Below are 21,052 nucleotides of genomic sequence, written 5' to 3'. Positions count from 1 at the left end.
GGCAGAAGCCTGCCGTCCCGCCGGGCCACCCTTCACCCACCGACTCCTTAGGTGAACCATGTCTGTCATGACTCCTCCCCGCAGCGCGGCCCGTCCGGGCCGTGCCAGCGGTCCCCGGGACAAGTTCTCGGACTGGGCCAATGCCCACCGCAAATGGCTTTTCGCGGCTCCTGCGATGCTCTTTGTCGGCATCCTCATCGTTTTTCCGCTGGCCTGGACCCTGTACCTGAGCCTCACCGATTCCCAAGGTTCCGTCCGGGCAGCGACCGAGTTCATTGGATTCCAGAACTACATCGACGTCCTGACGGACACGGACCGGTTCTGGCCGGCCGTGGGCCGCACACTGGCCTTTACCGGCGTCGCCCTGTTCTTCGAAGTGGTCCTCGGCATGGGTGTAGCACTGCTCCTGTGGCGTCCCTTCCGCGGTGAGAAGTGGGTCCGGGTGGCCATCCTGCTTCCCCTGGTTGCCACCCCGGTGGCGGTCGGCATGATGTGGCGGCTGATCTTCGACCCCAACATCGGCTTCGCCAACCAGCTCCTGGGCATGGTGGGCATCCCCGCGCAGCCCTGGCTCTCCGGCCAGGACACGGCCCTGGGCACCACCATCTTCATGGACATCTGGCAGTGGACCCCCATGGTGGTGCTGATCCTGCTGGCCGGACTCACCTCCCTGTCCGATGAGCCGGACGAGGCCGCCCGCGTGGACGGGGCCAACGCCTTCCAGCGCTTCTTCTACATCACGCTGCCGCTCATGATGCCCACCGTCATCGTGGCCATCCTGCTGCGCGGCATCGACGCCCTGAAGACCTTCGACATCCTCTACGCCACCAAGGGCAAAGGCGGTGGCTCCTTCCACGAGGTGGAGACGCTCAACGTCTACGCCTACGGCCTGAGCTTCGACTACAACCAGTACGGGGTTTCCTCCGCGGTGCTGATCCTGTTCTTCATGATCATCATCGGCACCATGTGGCTGCTGACCATGCGCAAGAAGGCGGTAAGCAAATGACCGTGCTCAATGAAACCCCGGGTGCCGCCACCGTGACGGCGCCAACGCACCGCCGGCGGAAGCCGCTGGGCACCCGCGCCTACAAGGTGTTCCGGGTGGCCGCGCTCGTGGTGGTGGTGCTGTTCCTGCTGGCGCCGCTGGCCTGGATGCTGCTGGCGTCCCTGAAGACCAACGTGGACATCTACGACACCGGCAAGGCGCTCGTGTTCTCTCCCACCATGGAGAACTACGCGAACGTGCTGCAACGCAACAACTACTTCGTGTTCATCTTCAACAGCTTCTGGGTGGCGTTCGTGTCCACGGCGCTGTCCATCGTGCTGGGCGTCCCGGCGGCCTACGCCATGAGCCGGTTTACCATGCACCGCTCCGCGCTGGTGGTCCTCATGGCCCGCGTCATTCCCGGTGTATCGCTCCTGGTGCCCTGGTACTACGTCTTCTCCAACCTGCGGATGGTGGGAAAGTTCGAGGTGCTGATCCTCAGCCACATGTTCGTCGCCCTGCCGCTGATCGTGTACATCATGATGAGCTACTTCGATTCCCTCCCGCTGGAGCTCGAAGAATCCGCCCAGGTGGACGGGCTGACGCCCATCGGCGCGTTCCGCAGGATCACGCTGCCGTTGTCCGTGGCAGGCATCGCCACCGCGGGCATCCTGTCCTTCATCTTCTCGTGGAACAACTTCATGTTCGCCCTGGTGCTTTCCGGCGCGAAGACGAAGACACTGCCGGTGGCCATCTTCGACTTCGTGTCCTACGCCAGCATCGACTGGGGCGGGCTGATGGCGGCCGCCACGGTGGTCACCATCCCCATCATGATCATTGCGCTCTTCACGCAGAAGTACATCGTCTCCGGCCTGACCGCCGGCGCAACCAAGGGCTAAGGGCCGCATGACACTCATCAGCAGGATCGAAACCTTCCTCGTCGCCCCGCGGTGGCTCTTCGTCCGGATCGAGACCGACAGCGGCATCGTCGGATGGGGCGAGGCCACTTGCGAGGGCCGCAGCGAAACGGTGCGCACCGCCGTGGACCAGCTCTCCGAACTCCTCATCGGCAACGACGCCCTGCGCATCGAGGACCATTGGCAGGTGATGACCAAGGGCTCCTTCTACCGCGGCGGCCCCATCCTGGCCAGCGCGGTGTCCGGGCTGGACCAGGCGCTGTGGGACATCGCCGGCAAGCATTTCAACGCCCCGGTCCACCAGCTCCTGGGCGGCCACGTCCGCGACAGGATCCGCATGTACGGCTGGGTGGGCGGGGACGAGCCCAACGAGGTGGCGGACCAGATCAGCGCCCAGCTGGAGGTGGGCCTCACCGCCGTCAAGATGAATGCCAGCGGCCGGATGAGCCCGGTGGCGTCGGTGGCAGAAATTGACGGCGTCGTGAAGCGCGTGGCGGCCGCCCGGGAAGTGCTGGGCGAGCGCCGGGACGTTGCCGTGGACTTCCATGGACGCTTCAGCCTCGCCAACGCCCGCCGCGTGGCGCCGCTGCTGGAACCGTACCGGCCGCTCTTCCTGGAAGAACCTGTGGTTCCGGAGAACACGCACCTGCTGAGGGAGTTCACGGCTGCCACCACCACGCCGGTATCCACCGGGGAACGGCTGTACAGCCGGCAGGAGTTCCTGCCGGCACTCCAGTCCGGCATCGCCGTTGCCCAGCCGGACCTCTCGCACGCCGGCGGGATCACGGAGGTCCGGAAGATCGCCTCGCTCGCCGAAATCTTCGACGTCCAGCTCGCCCCGCACTGCCCTCTCGGGCCGCTGGCGCTGGCCGCCTGCCTCCAGGTGGGCTTTGCGACGCCGAATTTCCTGATCCAGGAACAGAGCATCGGCATCCACTACAACCGCGGGGCCGAGGTCCTGGACTACGTGGTGGACAAGACGCCGTTCCAGTTCGTCAACGGCCACATCGAGCGGCTGACCGGACCCGGCCTGGGCATCGAAGTGGACGAAGCCGTGGTCCGGGCAGCAGACAAGCGCGGCCATGCCTGGCGCGGGCCGGTCTGGCGCCACCCCGACGGCTCCTTCGCAGAATGGTGAACCACGTGGCCCCAGAATCACCATCCGGAATCTCTACGGACAGCCTGCTGGACGGCATCCGGCGGACACGGCTCGTGGCAATCGTCAGGGGGAACGACGGCGGTGCTGCCGCCCGCGCCGCCCTCGCGGCGATGGAGGAAGGGTTCCAGTACGTGGAGATAGCCCTCACCACACCGGACGCGCTGGCAGCAATCCGCGAAGTCCGCTCGGCTGCCCCGGCCAACTGCTTCGTCGGGGCAGGCACCGTCCTCAGCCAGGCCGACGTCGGGAACGTCGCCGGCGCGGGTGGCCAGTTCATCGTCACGCCGTCGCTGGCGCCCTCCATCAGTGAAGCCGCCAACGCTGGCATTCCGGTCCTGGCCGGCGCCCTGACGCCCACCGAGGCCTACGGGGCGATGGAGCGCGGGGCCACCGCCGTCAAGCTCTTTCCCGCCTCCATCGGCGGCCCCGGCTACCTCAAAGCCGTCCGGGATCCCTTCCCGGACATACCCTTCATCGCCGTCGGGGGAGTGGGGCTCGGTGAGGCAACGGGCTACTGGGACGCCGGCGCAATTGCCGTGGGCCTGGGCGGGCCGCTGTTCGGGAACGCGGCCTCCGGGGGAGACCTCGACGGCATGCGGGAGCGCGCGCGTGCCTTCCTCAGCCTGGCCGCCGAATTCGACGCGACGGCCGGGAACCGTCCATGACGGCCGCCGGCGCCAACCCCCCTCCCGTTGACCTGCTGACGTTCGGTGAGTCCATGGTGTCGCTGCGGTCCTCCGGCCCGCTGGCCTCCGGCGGCAGCCTCGACATGCACGTGGCGGGAGCGGAATCCAACGTTGCCATCGGCGTCTCCCGCCTTGGCCACCGGGCGGCATGGGCCGGGGTGGTGGGCGCCGATCCCCATGGCGAATTCATCCTCAAGCGGCTCCGCGGCGAGGGGGTCCGCCTGCACCACCGGGTACATCCGGACCGCAATACCGGCGTGATGTTCCTTGAGCACCGGACCGCGGATGTCAGCCGTGCCTTCTACTACCGTGCCGGCTCGGCGGGATCCACCATCTCCCGGGACCAGGTGGACGAAGCGCTCGACGCCGGAGCCCGGGTCCTGCACCTGACCGGCATCACCCCCGCTCTCAGCCCCGACGCCCGCCAGGCGATGGAACATGCGGCGACGCGGGGCGCCCGGGAGGGGCTGGTGGTCTCGCTGGACGTGAACTACCGCAGCAAGCTGTGGACCCGGGACCAGGCGCGTGCCGTCCTGGCGCCACTGGCCCGCCACGCCACCATCCTGGTCGCGTCCGACGACGAACTGGACTTAGCGCTTCCGGCGCCTTCCGCCGCGGGAACCACCGCCGAACCCGACATGGCAGCGCAGCTACTGGACCTGGGCATCAGGGAAGTGGTGGTCAAACGCGGCGCCGCCGGTGCCGGCGTCCACACGGCGGGCGGCCTAAGGGAGGCCGCAGCGGTTCCCGTGACGGCCGTCGATACCGTGGGTGCCGGGGACGCCTTTACCGCGGGGTACCTGTCTGCCCTGCTCGACGGCGGCGACGTGGCGGCCCGCCTGCGCCAGGGGACCTTGGCCGGAGCGTTCGCCGTCAGCACCGCCGGCGACTGGGAGGGCTTGCCCCACGCCAGCGAACTGGCCCTGCTTGAAGCCACGGCGGGAGGTGCCACCCAGCGGTAGGCCCGGTCAAAGTAGGGGCAGCAGACACCGCTGCCATGACAGGCGGCGGTCATCAATTGGCGGAACCCTACCAGCCGGTGACACCATGATTGGATGCTTGAGGCAACCAAATCGCAGAAATCCCCCGAGGGCGAGCCCCTTAACCCGGCATTGGCAGCGGAAAGCAGGATCGCCCGCGTCGCCGTGACGGTCTTTCCGCTGCTCGTGGTGGCCGCAGGCATCGCCGGGTACCTGTTCCCAGGGACCTTCAAGCCCATGGGAAGCGCCGTGCCCTACCTGCTGGGCATCATCATGTTCTGCATGGGCCTCACGCTGACCCCGCCAGACTTCGCTGCCGTGGCAAAGCGCCCTTGGGCCGTGGCGCTCGGCATCGTGGCGCACTACGTGATCATGCCCGGCGCCGGGTGGCTGATCGCCAATGCACTGAACCTGGAGCCCGAGCTGGCCGTGGGCCTGATCCTGGTGGGCTGCGCCCCGTCCGGCACCGCGTCCAATGCCATGGCCTTCCTCGCCAAGGGTGATGTTGCCCTCTCCGTGGCGGTGGCCTCAGTGTCCACACTGATCGCCCCCATCGTCACCCCGCTGCTCGTCCTGTTCCTGGCCGGCTCCTACCTGAACATCGATGCCGGCGGCATGGTTGTGGACATCCTTAACACCGTCCTCCTCCCGGTCATCGCCGGGCTGCTGGCCCGGCTGTTCCTCAAGAAGCTCGTGGACAAGGTGCTGCCGGCACTGCCGTGGGCATCCGCCGTCGTGATCTCCCTCATTGTGGCCATCGTGGTGGCCGGCAGCGCCAGCAAGATCGTTGCCGCCGGTGGCATCGTGTTCCTGGCGGTGGTCCTGCACAACGGATTCGGCCTGGGACTGGGCTACCTCGCCGGAAAACTGGGCCGCCTGGATGACAAGGCACGCCGCGCCCTTGCCTTTGAAGTCGGCATGCAGAACTCCGGACTGGCCGCCACTTTGGCCACGGCACACTTCAGCCCGCTGGCCGCGCTGCCGTCCGCCGTTTTCTCGCTGTGGCACAATATTTCAGGCGCCATAGTGGCAGCTTGGCTGGCCCGCCGCCCCCTCAAGGACACCCCGGCACCGCAGTGACCCGGGAATAAATGTGCACGACGGGGTACTTGCCTGCATAGTTAAGCTCCTGCGCCGGTGGGTAATAGACACCGCAGGACAGAAACGAACAGGGGCTTGAATTGGTAGGTAATGCAACCTTCCGTCACACCAACACCGCGCTGCTCTCGGTGAGCAGCGTCGAAGCTCCAAGGATCGTGAGCTCCGTTGACTTCGACCGCCGGCTGGCATCGACACTGCAGCGGCTGAAATTCCCGCCCCGGCTCCTGGAACGCGTCGCCGGGATCACGCACCGCCGCTGGTGGGCGGCCGGCACGTCGTTTGACGACGCCGCCATCGAGGCAGGAGCCAAGGCCCTTGCCGAGGCCGGCGTCGAAGCGTCCGAGGTTGGCCTGCTGATCAACACCTCGGTGACCCGGCGCAACCTGGAGCCGTCCGTTGCGGTGAAGATCCACCACGGACTGGGCCTGCCGTCGTCGGCCATGAACTTCGACCTCGCCAACGCGTGCCTCGGGTTCGTCAACGGCCTGACGCTCGCGGCCAACATGATTGACTCCGGCCAGATCAAGTACGCCGTGATCGTCAACGCCGAGGACGCCGAAGCCACGCAGGAAGCGACGCTCGCCCGGCTGCAGCGGCCCGAAACCACCCGCGAGGACTTCAACCGCGAGTTCGCCACGCTGACCCTGGGATCCGGCGCTGCCGCGGCGGTCCTCGGCCCGGCAGACGGACACCCCGGCGCGCACCGGCTGGTGGGCGGGGTGATGCGCGCCGGTACCGAACACCACGAACTGTGCGTGGGCGGCATCGACGGCATGGCCACCGACACCAAGGGACTGCTCGACGGCGGCCTGCAGCTTGTGGTGGACGCCTGGCACGAGGCGCAGCCCGAGTGGGACTGGGCCACCATGGACCGGTACGTCACCCACCAGGTGAGCAACGCCTACACCCAGGCCATCATCGATGCCATCGACCTGGACCCGGCCAAGGTTCCCATCACTTTCCCGCACTGGGGCAACGTGGGGCCGGCTTCGCTGCCCATGACCCTTGCCGCCGAATCCCAGTCCCTCGAAGCGGGGGACCGCGTCCTCTGCATGGGCGTGGGCTCGGGCCTGAACACCGCGATGATTGAAATCGTTTGGTAGCCGCCGCCTGGCCCGGCGTGGACCCGCAGTGGTCCCGCGAACTGGCAGTTCCCTCCACCTCGGGAGCGGACCAGCCCGGAGCGGTCCGCAACTGGCACATCCTGGATAACGGCCCCCAGCTCGAGGCCCTTGGGCTGACACCCGCCGGCACCCTGCTGTGCGTGCACGGCAACCCCACCTGGTCCTATCTGTGGCGAACGCTGCTGGCGGCCGGGTCCGATCCCGCGCATCCGTGGCGCGTGGTGGCGGTGGACCAGCTGGACATGGGCTTTTCGGAACGCACCGGCACGTTCCGGCGCCTCGCCGACCGCATCAACGACCTGGGCGACCTCACCGCAGCGCTGGGCCTTGACGGTCCCGTGGTCACCGTGGGACACGACTGGGGCGGCGTCATCAGCCTGGGCTGGGCGCTGGCCCACCAGGACCAGCTCGCCGGGGTGGTCCTGACCAACACGGCCGTCCACCAGCCGTCCACATGCAAAATTCCGCCCGCGCTCCGGCTGGCCCTGCACCCTGCGGTCCACCAGTGGGGAACGGTAACTTCCGACGCCTTCCTGCGGGTAACCCATTCGCTGGCCCACCCGCCGCTTGCCGCTGACATCCGCGCCGCCTACATGGCCCCCTACCGGAGTGCCGGCCGGCGTTCCGGCGTGGGAAACTTCGTGGCCGACATCCCGGTGGACGAATTCCACCCCAGCTTTGCGGCGCTGGCCGGCGTGGCGGAAGGGCTCCGCGGGCTGACAGTCCCGGCCCTGATGCTGTGGGGCCCGCGTGATCCGATCTTTTCGGACCGCTACCTCAAGGACCTGATCGGCAGGCTTCCGCACGCCAAGGTGCACCGCTTCGAAGGCGCCGGACACCTTGTGGCGGAGGACCGGGACATTGCCACACCGGTGTTTGAGTGGCTTGCGGCCCGGGCGGGTGCGGGTCCTGCCACTGTTGTGGGTGCCCCCACTGATTCTGCGGGCACCGCAGCCAACCCCGCCGGGCTGGAGGCCGCCGCGTTCCGGCCCCTTTGGGACCTGCTCGACGAACAGGCCGCCGGGCCCGCCGGCACGGGTTCCGCCGTCGTGGAGATGGCTCCGGACGGTACGGCAGCCCGGACGCTCAGCTGGCAGCAGCTTGACCAAAGAATCCTGGACGTCGCTGCCGGGCTCGCGGAATCCGGAGTGCAGCGCGGCAGCAGGGTCAGCCTCATGGTGCCGCCCGGGGTCGACCTCACGGTGGCCCTCTACGCCTGCCTGCGACTGGGCGCCGTGGTGGTGGTTGCCGACGCCGGGCTGGGAACCAAGGGCCTGAGCCGCGCCGTGAAAGGCGCCACCCCGGACTTCATCATCGGCATCGACAAGGCCCTGGCGGCAGCCGCCGCCCTGGGCTGGCCCGGCCGCCGGATCAGCGTGGGCACCCTCCCGGCCGCCCGCCGTCGGCTCCTCGGCGCCGAAACCTCCCTCGCGGAACTGGGCCGCTCCGGCGCCCGACGCCCGGCCGCGGAGCGTACCGACGCCTTGGATCCGGACGCTCCCGCCGCCGTGCTGTTCACCTCGGGCTCCACCGGGCCGGCCAAGGGCGTGCTCTACACACACCGGCAGCTGGCCGCGATGCGGGACACCGTGGCCGGCACCTTCGGGATCCGCGCCGGTTCGAAGCTGGTAGCCGGCTTCGCGCCCTTCGCCCTGCTTGGCCCGGCCCTGGGCGCCGTCTCCGTCACACCGGCCATGGACGTCACGGCGCCCCGCACCCTGACGGCCCGCGCGCTGGCTGACGCTGCCAAAGCCATCGATGCGACAGTGGTGTTTGCCTCACCGGCGGCGCTGCGCAACGTCGTCGACACCCGCGAAGACCTCGATGAAACGGGACTCAAGGCGCTGGCACGGGTAGAGCTGCTGCTCTCTGCCGGAGCCCCCGTCCCCGAACCGCTCCTGGCAGAGGTCCAGCAACTGGTTCCTGCGGCTTCGCTGCACACCCCCTACGGCATGACCGAAGCCCTGCCGGTGACGGACATCAGCCTGGAACAGATCAGGGAAGCCGACGCCGAAACAGCGGCCGGAAACCTCCGGGGCGGCGGCAACGGCGTGTGCGTGGGCAAACCCGTCCACGGGGCACGCCTGGCCATCATCCCGCTTGCGGCGGACGGCACCGCGTCCGGAACCACCCCGGTGACGGATGCCGGCGTGACCGGTGAAATCCTGGTCAGCGCCCCGCACGTCAAGGACTCGTACGACAGACTCTGGCTGACCCAGCGGGAGAGCGCCGCACTGCCCGGCTGGCACCGCACCGGGGATGTGGGGCACTTCGACGCCGCCGGCCGGCTCTGGGTGGAAGGCCGCCTCGCCCACGTGGTGACGGCACCCGGCGCCGCAGTAACCCCGGTAGGTGCCGAGCAGGCCATCGAACTTCTGGACGGTGTCCGGCTGGCAGCCGTTACCGGCGTGGGGCCGTCCGGTACGCAGGCAGTGGTGGCCGTCGTCGAAACCTTGCCTCCAACGCGCACTGCGGGACCGGCCGAACCCGCACTCGCCGCAAGCGTCCGCACAGCAGCCCGCACGGCCGGCGTCGAAATTTCCGCGGTGCTGGCTGTTCCCGCGCAGCCCACCGACATCCGGCATAACGCCAAGATCGACAGGACGCGGCTTTCGCGCTGGGCAACGCGCGTGCTGGCCGGCGGCCGTCCGGGGAAACCATGAGGGTCCTGGTCACCGGCGCCAGCGGCATGCTGGGCGGAGCTGTCGCGCGGCTGCTGGTCCGTGAGGGCCACGCCGTCACCACGCTGCAGCGGCGCCCGTCGGGGGTCGACGGCGCTACGGACCTCTGCGGGTCCATCACCGATGTTGAGGTACTGAAGGATGCCGTCCGGGACCAGGACGGCGTTATCCACCTGGCGGCAAAGGTCTCCTTCACGGGAAGCGCAGCGGAGTTCGATGAGGTAAACATCGAGGGCACCCGCCGGCTTCTGGCCGCCGCCCTGGAGGCAGGTGTCCCGGACTTCGTGTTCGTCTCGTCCCCGTCAGTGGCGAACTCCGGCGCCGCCATCGTGGGGCTGGGAGCAGGCCCGGCAGACCCTGAGCACGCCCACGGCGACTACGCCCGCACCAAGGGAGCCGCCGAACTGCTGGCCCTGGCCGCAGACTCCCCGGGATTCCGGGTGGCCGCCGTGCGCCCGCACATCGTCTGGGGCCCGGGCGACACGCAACTGGTGGAGCGCGTCCTGGCGCGTGCCGCCGTCGGCCGCCTGCCCTTGCTGGACGCCGGGGCGGCCCTGATCGATACCACCTACGTGGACAACGCGGCGTCCGCCATGGTGGCCGCGCTGGGACGCATGGACCACGTCCACGGCCAGGCGGTGGTGGTCAGCAACGGTGAGCCCCGCCCGGTGGGTGAACTTCTCGCCGGCATCTGCACCGCCGGTGGCGTTGCGGCGCCGGCGTGGGCCGTTCCCGGAGCCGTGGCCCGGGGTGTTGGGGCCGTGGTGGAAAAGCTGTGGCTGTGGGCCGGGCGGAAGGAAGAGCCGCCCATGACCAGGTTCCTCGCCGAGCAGCTGTCCACTGCCCACTGGTTCGACCAGCGCCGCACCCGGGAGCTCCTGGACTGGACCCCAGCTGTGTCGCTGGACGAAGGCCTGGCCAAGCTGGCCGACCACTACCGGCCGCGGTAAGGCGCACGCCCGGCAAGCCTTTTCATTCAGTGAAACCGGCCGCGCCGTGCAGCGTCCCGATACCCCAGAGTTGATTCATGACACAGCCCGCAGCGGGCTTGTCAGGCAGTCACCACGGGATCATCACGGGACAGAACGGCGCGGTACACATGGAGTCAACGACGACGGCGGGGCGGATCCTTCGGGGGATCGAGTTCGCCCGCCCCGATGGCGGAGCGCCGCTGCTGCTGGACCTCTACCTCCCCTCGGCGGATTCCGCCCGGCGCGCCGGCGGCCCGCACCCTGCCGTGGTCCACTTCCACGGCGGCGGCTGGCGGATGGGGGAGCGTTCCTCGCTGGGGCCCACCGTGGACGGCTTCGGGCTCAGTCCTATTGAACAGCTGGTGGACGCCGGTTTTGTTGTGGCTTCCGCGGACTACCGGCTCACGGACACCGCCATATTTCCCGCCCAGCTGCACGACGCCAAGGCTGCGGTCCGCTGGCTGCGGGCCCACGCCGCCCGCTACAACGTGGACCCCGGGCGCATCTACGCGTGGGGCGATTCCGCGGGCGGCCACCTCGCCAGCCTGGTTGGCCTGACCGCCGCCTCAGCCGCGTTTACGGACGACGGCGGCACCGGCACCGCTGACAGCGTGGCCGCAGTGGTCGCCTGGTATCCGCCCACCGACCTGGTGCGAATGGGAGCCCAGGCCAGGCCCGACGCCGTTGCCAGCGCCGACGACCCCGGTTCCCGCGAAGCCCTGCTCATCGGAGCCCAGCCGGCTGAGGCCCCGGACCAGGCCAGGGCCGCCAGCCCCCTCACCTACGCGCACGCGGGTGCCCCGCCGTTCCTCCTCATCCACGGAACGGCCGACCGGTTCGTCCCCTCCGCCCAGTCCGCCGCCCTTGCCCGGGCGCTGGAAAACGCGGGCGCCGCCGTCGAACTCCTCCTGCTGGACGGTGCGGACCATATGTGGGCCACCCCGGACGGCAGCAGCGCCGCTGCCGAAACGGCCACCGCAGCAACCCTCGATTTCCTCCGCCGCCAGTCGGAGCGCTGATTTCCCACCACCCCCGGGCAGCCCTCCTGCCCGGCCGCCAGACCTGAAAGGCCACCTCATGCAGTTCATTGGCATCAACCACAACGGCGAACCCTGGGCGGCAGCCCTCGCCGGACAGCGCGTCCTTCCGCTGGCCACCGTCACCGACTTCTGGGCCGACCCCGAAGGCTGGCAGGACAAGGCAGCCACGCTGGTGTCTGGCGTGCCTGCCGGAGCGTCCTCGGGCGCGTCCGACGCCGGCGCCTGGCTGGAGCGGGGGAGCGTCGCCGAGGTGCCCCTCGTCCCCGCCGCGGCCAGGGTGATCTGCGTGGGCCTGAACTACAAGGCGCATGTGGCCGAAGGAAGCTTCAAGGACCAGGAACTGCCCCCGTACCCCACCCTGTTCGCCCGCTGGACGGCGTCCCTGTCCGTGGGCAACGTCCCGGTTCCCGTCCCGGCCGGAGAGGACGGCCTGGACTGGGAAGCCGAAGTGGCCGCCTACATCGGCCGCCGGGTTGAGTCCGCGGACGAGGCCACGGCAGCGGAGGCCGTCTTTGGCTACTCCACCTTCAACGACATCACCTCCCGGAAGGCCCAGAAGCTGACCTCGCAGTGGACCCTGGGCAAGAACGGGGACTTCAGCGGCCCGCTCGGTCCCCTGGTCAGCCGCGACGAGGTGGGCGACCTCCGCGACGGACTCCAGGTCCGGACCCTGGTCAACGGCATCGAAGCCCAGAACGGCAACACCCGGGACATGATCTTCTCCGTGCCGGCCATCATCTCGCTGATCAGCCAGACCTTCACGCTGCACCCGGGCGACGTCATCGCCACCGGCACCCCGGAAGGCGTGGGCTACGCCCGCACCCCGCAGTGGCTGCTGCAGCCCGGCGACACCGTTCAGGTGGAGATCGAGAAGCTGGGCACCCTGACCACCCCCGTGGGTGACATTTCCCTGCGGAGCCGTGCCTGATGAGTGCCCGTCCACGCGGGTTGCCCCGCACTTTTCCCGTCACGGAGGCGGCGGACATCCCGGAGATGGCCCAGGTCCTGATCGCCGGCGGCGGTCCCAGCGGGCTGTTCCTGGCCCTGGACCTGGCCTCCCGCGGCATCGCCAGCACCGTCATCGAACCGCGCACCGGCGTGGACCACACCCGGCCCCGGGCCAAGACCACCAACGCCCGCACCATGACCCACCTGCGCAGGCTGGGGCTCGCCGGCGCCCTCCGGGAGGCTTCACCGTTGCCGGTGGACTACGCCCAGGACGTCATCTTCTGCACCGGTCTCACCGGCCCGGCCGCTCACGAACTCCGCCGGTTCCGCAACGCCTTCCAGCTGGTCCCAGGCCGCTACGGCCCGCAGCCCGAAGGCGGGCAGCAGGTGCCGCAGCCGGTCCTTGAGGAAGTCCTCCGGGCCGCCGTCGCGGAGAATCCGCTGGTGACGCTCATTGCCGGCTGGACCGTCACGCAGGTTGACATCGCTGGGGTGGTTGCGGGCGCCGGTGAGGGTACCGCTGCCCAGGGTGCCGTCGTCGTCATCGCGGATGCCTCGGGCACGTCGCGCACCATCGCGGCCGAATACGTTATTGGTGCCGATGGCGGGTCCTCCGCAGTCCGCCGCAGCCTGGGGATCCGCCTGGAGGGCGGTTCCGCGGCGCTGTCCAACATCAGCATCCTGTTCCGCTCCAGGTCGCTGGCTCCGGCCATCACGCTGGACCCGGCCGTGCAGTACTGGGTGGTGGGCTCGGAAACGTCCGGCATGGTGGGACCCATGGACCTGGACGGGACCTGGTGGGCCATCGTGCAGGGCGTGGACCCTGCCGTCACCGTCAGCACGGAGGACGCGGGCGCCATGGTCCGTGCGCTCGTGGGCGCCGGGATGGACATCGAGGTGCTGGCCACTGATCCGTGGACCGCTCGCATGCTGCTGGCCCCCGTGTACAGCCGGGACAACATTTTCCTGGTGGGCGACGCCGCGCACCTCAACCCGCCGTGGGGCGGCCACGGCTTCAACACCTGCATTGGCGATGCCGCCAACCTGGCCTGGAAGCTGGCCGGAACCCTCAACGGGTGGGGCGGCCCTGCGCTGTTGGCCAGCTACGGCCAGGAGCGCCGGCCGGTGGCGGACCGCACCATCGGCGACGCCGCCCGGAACGGCAAGGCGCTGGCGTACCACTTCGCGGATCCGGAGCTTGCGGCGACCGGGCCTGCCGGTGACGCCGCGCGGCGCATCGCCCGCGAGGCCCTGGCCGTGAAGCAGAGTGAGTTCGATTCGCTGGGGCTGGTGCTGGGTTATGCGTACACGGGCTCGCCCCTGGTAGTGCCCGACGGCCTGCCTGTGACGCCGGAGGACCCCATCCACTACGTCCCGTCCGCCAGCCCGGGGTCACTGCTGCCGCACGCGTGGCTGGCGGAGTCCTTGTCCGTGTACGACGCCCTGGGGGCCGGTTTCACGCTGCTGGCCGACGCCGGCTGCCTGGGCGGGGTGCCCGTTGACGAAGCTTTCGCGCCGGTACGGGAAGCCGCAGCCCGGCAGGGCATTCCGGTAACCATCGCCGCCGTCGGGCCCGCCGACGACGGCACGCGCCTGTCAGAGGCCTGGGGAGCCGAAGCCGTACTGGTCCGGCCCGACCAGCATGTGGCATGGCGGGGCAAGTCCGCCGCAGCCGCCGCGGCCGCGCTGTCCGTTGCCGCGGGCCGGCTTTCCCGTGTGCCACAGGAAGCCGCAGCCACCGGGCCAGTACACGTCCGGGTCACAGAAATCCCAGAATTTCCAGCACCAGAATTTCCAGCGAGGAGCGCCCGTGCCAACGCCGTCATTCCGTGACTATCTGTTTGCCCCGGACCACCCGCGCGTAGCGGGGATCCGCGGCCTGAACGCCCGCGAATATGCCGCGGCCGCGAAGACCGACTCCTTCGCGGGCCCGATGATCGAGGGCTGGCAGAAGCTGTATCCGCAGCCGTTCACCGGTATCACCAGCGACGGCGTCCGGCGTGAAGGCCTGTTTCGGCTCGCACCCGCCCGGCCCGGGGAGGAAGCGCCGACGACGGATATGGTGGCCGCCGCGCGCAAGCTCCTGGGCACCCTCACGCCGGAACAGGCTGGGACGCTCACCTACGCCGTGGACGCGCCGGAGTGGCAGAGCTGGGCCAACCCCGAGTTCATGCAGCATGACACCGGGCTGCGCCTGGACGAGCTCGATGCCCCGGTGCGCGACGCCGTCCTGGGTGTGGTGGAGGCCAGCCTCAGCGCCGAAGGGTTTGAGCTGGTCCGGAACCTGATGCGGATCAACGGCTTCCTGGGCGACCTGGTGGAGCTGCCGCTGCTCATGAACGAGTTCAGCTACAACTTCGCCCTGTACGGGGAGCCTTCAGAGACCGAGCCGTGGGGGTGGCAGCTCTTTGGCCACCATGCGGCACTGAATTGCTTAGTGGCCGGGACGCAGCTGGTGATCTCACCGGTGTTCATGGGGGCCGAGCCGGATATGATCGACGCCGGCCCGCACCGGGGCGTGAAGGTGTTCAAGGAACGCATCGCGCTGGCCCGGGAGCTGATGGGTGCCCTGCCGGCGGACCTGCGCCCACGTACCGTGTCCTACGGCTCCATGGTTGACCCGGCGATGCCCGAAGGACGCGTCCACCCGGGCGACGAGCGGCATTTGGGCGGCTGCTTCCAGGACAACCGCGAGATCCCGTACGAGGGCATCCTGGTGGCGGACATGCCGGCGGAAGCCCGCGAACTCCTGGACGCCGTGGTGGACGACTTCATCGGCTACCTTCCGGACGGACCCCGGGCGGCCCGCCGTCGGGAGGTCCAGGAGCAGTACGGCGAGACGTACTTCAGCTGGATCGGCGGCTGGGCGGGGGACGAGGCGTTTTACTTCCGCCTCCAGAGCCCGGTGGTGGTGCTGGAACTGGACCACCACACCGGGGTGTTCCTCAGCAATGATGAACCGGCCCCGTTCCACATGCACACCGTGGTCCGCACCCCCAACGGCAACGACTACGGCCGCGAACTGGTCAAACAAGCCACCACCTGACCGAACTTCGCCGCCAAAGCAGAAGGCCCGGATTTCCTTTCGGAAGTCCGGGCCTTCGTCATGTCTACGGGATGTCCAGGGCTGCGCGGCGCTGCGGCGGGGGCCCGACGACGGTAAGGTCCATCTCCGCCTGGGCCCGGCCAAAGCCTTCCATGTCCATGTAGGGCTGGCCGCCCTCGGTGTACATGTAGTCCTCGGTGGGTTTGTTGAAGTATTCGAAGAACCCGTTGAACACCGACGGCGTCAGGAAGCCCACCATCTGGGTGTTGTGGGCGTCGAACGCAAAAGAGTGGACGGTGCCGGCGGGGGCGTGCAGGAAATCGCCCTTGGTCAGCAGTACCTCGCGCCCGTTGGCGTAGAGCCACATGCGCCCCTCGGTGCACAGGAAGTTCTCTGTATGTTCCGAGTGGAAGTGCAGGGGGATGTAAGGCGACTTGGCGCCTTTCGTGTGCACGGCAAAGTAGTTCGATCCGGTATTGGCGGGGCGGGACAGGTAGGTGAACATCGTCTGGTAACTGACCAGCCGCTCACCCTCGCCGGCGCTGAGGAAGTAGGGGCTCTGCGTGGGCGGCAGCCCGGCGTCGTGCTTGAACGACGGCGCCACGCGCTCCACGTCCGGGAAGGTGATCCCGAACTCGGCACCCACCTCTGCCTGCTCCTGCAGGCTTGCCTTGTGGCCGGGACGGACCGGCGGGACGTGCGAATCGATGGGCGTGCCCACCCGCTCGTAGTAGGCCTCGCCGCCGCCGGGCGTCATCCAGTTCAGGAAGCGGGTGTAGTGGCTGGCCATGCGATAGGCGTGCGGCGTGTTCGGCGGGATGACCACGGAGTCGCCGGGAGTCAAGATGCGGCTTTCACCCGGCAGCCATACGTGCAGGATCCCGTCGAAAACGTAGAGGGTCTTGTGCTCGATGCTGTGGCTGACGAACGGCGACTCGGCGCCCATGCCGCCGGAAATGTAGGCGGCGCTGAAGATGCCGCCCGTGTCCGCAGCCCGGGCGATGACTGTGACCAGCTGCCCGTTGATCTCATACCGGGCGCCCTCGCCCGAGGCCATGTAGTACGGGACGGCCTCGCCCGGCAGCGCATTGGCCACGGGCAGCTGCTTGTTCATTTCCTCCACGCTGAGGGACATCGGTTCCTTCTTTCGGGTCGCCCGGCACGGCCGGAGAGTGAGTCCCCACCAGCATGACGGACCGCCGGCCGCGCGTCAGGCTGGGTTTTCATTCAATGAACAGCCCGGTGCCGGCGCGCGGCTACAGCGTGGGGAGCAGGAAAGCCGGCTCCGGCCGGTGCACGCCGCGGGGGCGGTAGCCCAGCGCCTCCGAGTGTCCCAGCAGGTCCGCCAGGTACCAGATGATGCTGAGCCACATTTCGGTTCCCTGCAGGCCGGGCAGGTTCTGCTGGCCGCTCTCCGGAGCCGCACTGAAGGCCATGCCCTGCCCGGGGTGCCACTGGCCGAGGGCGTGGTTCAGCTGGATTGTGGCCCAGGCCTTGATGTCCGCGTCCCGATGCGTCGACTGTTTCCGTGCGAGCCAGAGGGGATGGACCACGTCGAGCACGTTGCAGGCGTTCTGCCGGCCCGCCGCGAAGTACCGGGAATCAGCCCCGTGCTCCAGGACGGTGTCGATCAGTTGTTCCGGGTGGGGGACCGGCAGGCCGAACTGGGCGAAGGTGCCGCGGGTCAGCCGGTAATAGCCGTTGACCACCTTGAGCCGGGTATCGGCCGACGGCGTCCCCCAGGTTCCCGCGGCGCTGTTGACCCGGGTCAGGAGCCAGCCGAACAGGGTCTCCAGGGTGCCGGTGCTTTCAGGGCCTGCGTCCGCAGTGCGGGCCAGGTTCCAGTACTCCGCAGTTCCCCAGGCATCCACCCAGGCGCCGGACTCCCAGGCTTCCTTCCGCCACGGCAGCGCGTTCAGCCGTTCCGCCAGATCGGCTGGCCCGGTCCCGGCCACCGTGTGGATGGGGTGCTTGAACCCGCTGCCCAGCAGGTCGAGGGCGTAGCCAACGGACAGCACGTGGTACGTGGCCGCCCCGTTCCCGAAAACCAGTTCACCGGCGGCCGGCAGCCCGTCCGGGCCGTACTCGGGCACCAGCCCGGTCCGTGGATCCTGCAGCGACGCGAGCCGGTCCACGTGGGCGTCCCTGCTGAGCTGCGGGGGAGTGGTGCGGAGGAGGAGATCGGCAATTTCCACAGCGTCACAGTGGGCCCGGACTGTTGCGGCCGCTCCCGGACGGTCCACGTAGCGGCCCTCGCCGAAACCATCGGTGCCGGACGCCTCCTGCTGCCATGAGCGGGCGATGATCGCCGGGGCGTCGGTCCGGGCAATTCCTGCGAAGAACGCCAGCCGTTCCCGCAGGATCCCATCACCGCTGGGGGCGGCCCCTTGCCCATCGGCGGGCTTGCGGGGCGTGCGCCTGTCCCGGATGAACCGTGCGGGGTTGCCGCCGACCACCGCCCAGTCGGGCACGTCCTTGGTCACCACGGCACCGGCCGCGATGACAGCGTGCGAGCCGATGGTGACGCCGTCCAGCACCACCGCGTTGGAGCCGATCCAGACGTCGTCGCCGAACACGATGCCCTTGCTGGTGAGCGGCTGCCGGAACACCGGTTCTGACGGCTCCATGGAGTGGTTGAAACCAAGGATCGATGTGTGCGCGCCGATGCGGACGCCGTCGCCCATGCTGATCGTGCCGCGCACCACCGTGAAGGCGTTCACCGTACAGTTGCTGCCGATCCGCAGGTCCCCGGTGAGGTACGCGTGGGCGGCGATCAGCGATTCGTCCCCCAGGGCCAGGCTGTCCGGGTCCACCATGGCCAGCGGGGAAACGTAGGCCCCTTCGCCGATGGTGATGCCGTTCTTGCCTGCCAGAATCCGCTGCCGTTCCCGCTGCGCCGCACGCTGCACGGTGGAGGCGTTGTCCCGGAAGGTCCAGGGGGAGTAGTCGAAATTGAGGTCTTGCTGCGTGTTCACGGTGTCTCCACAACGGTGTCCTGGGCTGAAACGGGCTGCTGGTCTGGGCTCCCGGCCTGCTGCTCAAGCGCCGCCCCGCGGTCCGGCCAGTGCCGCAGGAACCAGGCCTTGGTGGACTCGAGGGCGGCGTCCAGCCGGACCGCATCGGGGTGCCACGCCTTCTCCCATTCCAGGCACAGGAGTCCGGTGTAGCCGCGGTCCTTGAGGAGCCGGGCGAAGCCGCCCACCGGGAGGGTGCCGCTCCCGATCGGCACCGGGGTCCGGCTCTCCGGCAGCCCGGCGTCTTTGACCTGGACGCTGCCCAGGCCGTTGGTGAGCCAGGGTGCCAGGATGTTCCACGTATCCTCGAGGCTTTCGCCCACACGCCAGGGGTGCATCAGGTCCCAGACGGCGCCCACCCTTCCCTCCACCCGGCCCAGGATGTCGGCGATGTCCCGTCCGCGGGGGTGGGAGTCGTGGGTTTCCAGTGCCGGGAATACGTCCAGCTCTTCGGCTAGGCGGCCGACGGCGGTGAGGCGCCGGGCGGCGAGGGCGTTGACTTCGTGCCGGGCCGCCGTCGTCCGGGGAACCTGCCGGTAGTCCGCGGGCTCCGTGGGGGCGCCCGGAAAGACCCGGACGGTGGGTGCGCCAAGGTCGGCCGCCAGGATCAGTGCGGCCTCCAATGCGCCCACTACGAGTTCGTCCGGCGCCGGGTCCGCAACACGGATATAGCTGGCCAGCCCGGTGATGGCCACGCCGGCGTCCGCCACCTCCGAACGGAGGCGGGCACGGTCCTGCCGGGTCATCGCCGGCGCTGCGATCTGGCCCGGCGCAAGCCGCAGTTCAACGCCTGCTACCCCGTTCGCGGCCAGCCAGCCCAGCACGGTGCCGAGCCCTTCGCCGGGGGCACCCAGGGTGGAAACGGTCAGGACCGGGCGGCCCTCTGGAAGGTACTGCAAGGGTCTCCCCGGTGTGTGAGAAATATCGTTTCAACCATTCTTTGCGGGTGCCCTGGACGGGTCAACGGGTTTGGGTGGTTCGATCAGAATCGTTCAGGTCCACTGTGCTGCGGCCTGCGGGACCGCGCCCTGCGGGAATGAGCGTTGCCGGGTGCGGGGCTGGGGTTATTCCGCGCGGCTGATGTGCCCCACGACTTCGGCCGTGTACGCCTGCGACGAGGTCATGCTGCCGCGGAACCAGAGGACGGCGTGGACGGACGGATCTCCTGGAACCACCATGGGGCGGAGGTTGTCCATGCCGGAGTTTTCCGTCACTGCGTGCCAGCTCCAGCCGGCGCCGCCGTCGGACGTCAGTCCGCGGTAGATCTCGTAGTGGTCCGTGGCTTCGCCGGTGCCGGGGTGGACCGGAGTTGAGATGTAGACCTGGTCCAGGTTGTTGGGATCCACGGCACCCAGTCCTGTGTAGTCCTGCTCGTGGGGGAGCAGGCCCGGGCCGGCCACGGCCAACGGGTGCAGGGCCCATTCCGTTCCGTCGAAGCGTGCATAGAGCAGCCGGTGGTCGTCGACGTCGAGCCGCTGTACCCGCTGCAGCGGCCCGTTGACGTCGTTGGCCCGGCAGCTGATGATGGCCGCCAGCTGGTTGCCCTGCCCTCGCAGGTCTGCCGTCCATGCATGGGTTAGGACATCGCCTTCGATCTCGGTGCCGGCCTGGAAAACCGTGGTGAGGGTGTCCTGGTTGACGCCCGTGGACCCCAGGAGCGGCTTGCCCACCACCTGGCCCGCGGCATCGTGCAGCGCATCGCCGTGGAGGAAGCCGTGGTAAATGCTGTTGTTGAAGTCGCGGGGGTGGTGGTCCGTGGTGATGAGGTCGATCCGGTCCACGCCGTTGCCCCAGTAGCGGGTGTAGCCGTTGACGTAACCCACCTTGGGGCGGGTGAAGAGCTTGCCGCCATAGCTCCAGGTGCTGCCGTCGTCTCCGGACACCAGCATGGTGGGATCGTCATTGATGGCGCGGACAAAGTTGTAGACGCGGGATTCGGCGTCCAGCCGGTGCAGGTTGGAATAGGTGGCGCCGCGGCCGCCGGCCAGCTCGGTCCAGTCAAAGACCTGCTCGGGCTCCCACTCGGAGGCGTCGTGCGGCCGGACGGAGACGCGCCAGCGGGAGTAGTTGTCCGTTTTGTGCCTGGCGTACATCGCCACGTACCTGCCATCCGGCCGGATCAGCAGCGCGGGGGCGTTGTGGTCGTCGGATTCCAGCCGTTCATGCAGCACGTGGACCTGGCTGTGCCCCGTGGATAAGTCAAGGACTGCCACCTCGATGTTGCCGCCCCGTTCAGCACCACCAGGCCCTTCCGGGGCGGCGACGGAACCCACCAGGAGGGTGTTGTTGGCCGGATCGATGAGGGCGCGTTCGTCCTGGAACCAGCACCATGCCCCGTTGTCATTGATGCGCACTGTGAAAGCCGTTCTGTGTGATTGAAGAAGGGTCGCGTGCTTCATT

At 68.9% G+C, this 21,052-nt stretch carries 17 protein-coding genes; 13 read left to right on the top strand and 4 right to left on the bottom strand.

Going from position 1 to position 21,052, the window contains the following annotated elements; translation table 11 throughout:
- The first annotated feature begins 67 nt into the window (after window positions 1-67).
- The 13 genes from UC32_RS15795 (at window position 68) to UC32_RS15735 (ending at window position 15,638) form a co-directional block, all read left to right on the top strand.
- Complete coding sequence (locus UC32_RS15795) at window positions 68-1,006, top strand: carbohydrate ABC transporter permease (protein WP_045732141.1); 939 nt, start codon at window positions 68-70, stop codon at window positions 1,004-1,006.
- Window positions 1,003-1,884 (top strand): carbohydrate ABC transporter permease, encoded by an 882-nt coding sequence (locus UC32_RS15790; RefSeq protein WP_045732140.1) that lies wholly within the window; start codon window positions 1,003-1,005, stop codon window positions 1,882-1,884. The genes UC32_RS15795 and UC32_RS15790 overlap by 4 nt, the downstream gene beginning before the upstream one ends.
- Before the next feature lie 7 nt (window positions 1,885-1,891).
- Window positions 1,892-3,040 carry a galactonate dehydratase gene (dgoD, locus tag UC32_RS15785; protein ID WP_045732139.1) on the top strand — a complete coding sequence of 383 codons (1,149 nt, stop codon included), beginning with the start codon at window positions 1,892-1,894 and terminating at the stop codon, window positions 3,038-3,040.
- A gap of 5 nt (window positions 3,041-3,045) precedes the next feature.
- Window positions 3,046-3,726 (top strand): bifunctional 4-hydroxy-2-oxoglutarate aldolase/2-dehydro-3-deoxy-phosphogluconate aldolase, encoded by a 681-nt coding sequence (locus tag UC32_RS15780; RefSeq protein WP_235423687.1) that lies wholly within the window; start codon window positions 3,046-3,048, stop codon window positions 3,724-3,726.
- Entirely contained in the window at window positions 3,723-4,709 is a 987-nt protein-coding gene (locus UC32_RS15775) for a sugar kinase (RefSeq protein ID WP_045732137.1), read from the top strand. The genes UC32_RS15780 and UC32_RS15775 overlap by 4 nt, the downstream gene beginning before the upstream one ends.
- Before the next feature lie 93 nt (window positions 4,710-4,802).
- The gene (locus UC32_RS15770; RefSeq protein ID WP_045732136.1) at window positions 4,803-5,807 is read left to right on the top strand and encodes a bile acid:sodium symporter family protein; all 1,005 of its coding nucleotides are present in this window, start codon (window positions 4,803-4,805) and stop codon (window positions 5,805-5,807) included.
- Between the two features lie 101 nt (window positions 5,808-5,908).
- A complete protein-coding gene (locus UC32_RS15765; RefSeq protein WP_045732135.1) occupies window positions 5,909-6,931 on the top strand; it encodes a 3-oxoacyl-ACP synthase III in 1,023 nt (340 codons plus the stop codon).
- Complete coding sequence (locus tag UC32_RS15760) at window positions 6,925-9,615, top strand: alpha/beta fold hydrolase (protein WP_045732134.1); 2,691 nt, start codon at window positions 6,925-6,927, stop codon at window positions 9,613-9,615. The genes UC32_RS15765 and UC32_RS15760 overlap by 7 nt, the downstream gene beginning before the upstream one ends.
- On the top strand, window positions 9,612-10,583 hold the full coding sequence (locus tag UC32_RS15755) for an NAD-dependent epimerase/dehydratase family protein (protein ID WP_045732133.1): 972 nt from the start codon (window positions 9,612-9,614) through the stop codon (window positions 10,581-10,583). The genes UC32_RS15760 and UC32_RS15755 overlap by 4 nt, the downstream gene beginning before the upstream one ends.
- A 77-nt stretch (window positions 10,584-10,660) precedes the next feature.
- Window positions 10,661-11,623, top strand: coding sequence for an alpha/beta hydrolase (locus UC32_RS15750; RefSeq protein WP_082072176.1), 963 nt, complete (start codon window positions 10,661-10,663; stop codon window positions 11,621-11,623).
- Window positions 11,624-11,681: 58 nt separating this feature from the next.
- Window positions 11,682-12,572: a fumarylacetoacetate hydrolase family protein gene (locus tag UC32_RS15745; RefSeq protein ID WP_045732132.1), complete on the top strand. Its 891-nt coding sequence runs from the start codon at window positions 11,682-11,684 to the stop codon at window positions 12,570-12,572.
- Window positions 12,572-14,425: an FAD-dependent monooxygenase gene (locus UC32_RS15740; protein ID WP_045732131.1), complete on the top strand. Its 1,854-nt coding sequence runs from the start codon at window positions 12,572-12,574 to the stop codon at window positions 14,423-14,425. Before UC32_RS15745 ends, UC32_RS15740 begins: the two co-directional genes overlap by 1 nt.
- A complete protein-coding gene (locus UC32_RS15735; RefSeq protein WP_045732130.1) occupies window positions 14,403-15,638 on the top strand; it encodes a DUF3500 domain-containing protein in 1,236 nt (411 codons plus the stop codon). Before UC32_RS15740 ends, UC32_RS15735 begins: the two co-directional genes overlap by 23 nt.
- A 64-nt stretch (window positions 15,639-15,702) precedes the next feature.
- Here UC32_RS15735 and UC32_RS15730 read toward each other — a convergent pair whose 3' ends face one another.
- The 4 genes from UC32_RS15730 to UC32_RS15715 all read right to left on the bottom strand — a co-directional run bounded on the left by UC32_RS15730 (window position 15,703) and on the right by UC32_RS15715 (window position 21,051).
- A complete protein-coding gene (locus tag UC32_RS15730) occupies window positions 15,703-16,773 on the bottom strand; it encodes a quercetin 2,3-dioxygenase (protein ID WP_045732129.1) in 1,071 nt (356 codons plus the stop codon).
- A 121-nt stretch (window positions 16,774-16,894) separates the two neighbouring features.
- Complete coding sequence (locus UC32_RS21120; protein ID WP_045732128.1) at window positions 16,895-18,613, bottom strand: acyltransferase; 1,719 nt, start codon at window positions 18,611-18,613, stop codon at window positions 16,895-16,897.
- Window positions 18,610-19,551, bottom strand: a complete 942-nt coding sequence (locus tag UC32_RS15720; protein ID WP_045732127.1) for a sugar phosphate isomerase/epimerase family protein — start codon at window positions 19,549-19,551, stop codon at window positions 18,610-18,612. Before UC32_RS15720 ends, UC32_RS21120 begins: the two co-directional genes overlap by 4 nt.
- Before the next feature lie 165 nt (window positions 19,552-19,716).
- The gene (locus tag UC32_RS15715; RefSeq protein ID WP_045732126.1) at window positions 19,717-21,051 is read right to left on the bottom strand and encodes a BNR-4 repeat-containing protein; all 1,335 of its coding nucleotides are present in this window, start codon (window positions 21,049-21,051) and stop codon (window positions 19,717-19,719) included.
- Window position 21,052: the final 1 nt, after the last annotated feature.

The sequence above is a fragment of the Pseudarthrobacter chlorophenolicus genome (assembly GCF_000962805.1).
Classification (GTDB): Bacteria; Actinomycetota; Actinomycetes; order Actinomycetales; family Micrococcaceae; genus Arthrobacter; species Arthrobacter chlorophenolicus_A.
This window is presented reverse-complemented; position numbering and strand designations above follow the sequence as displayed.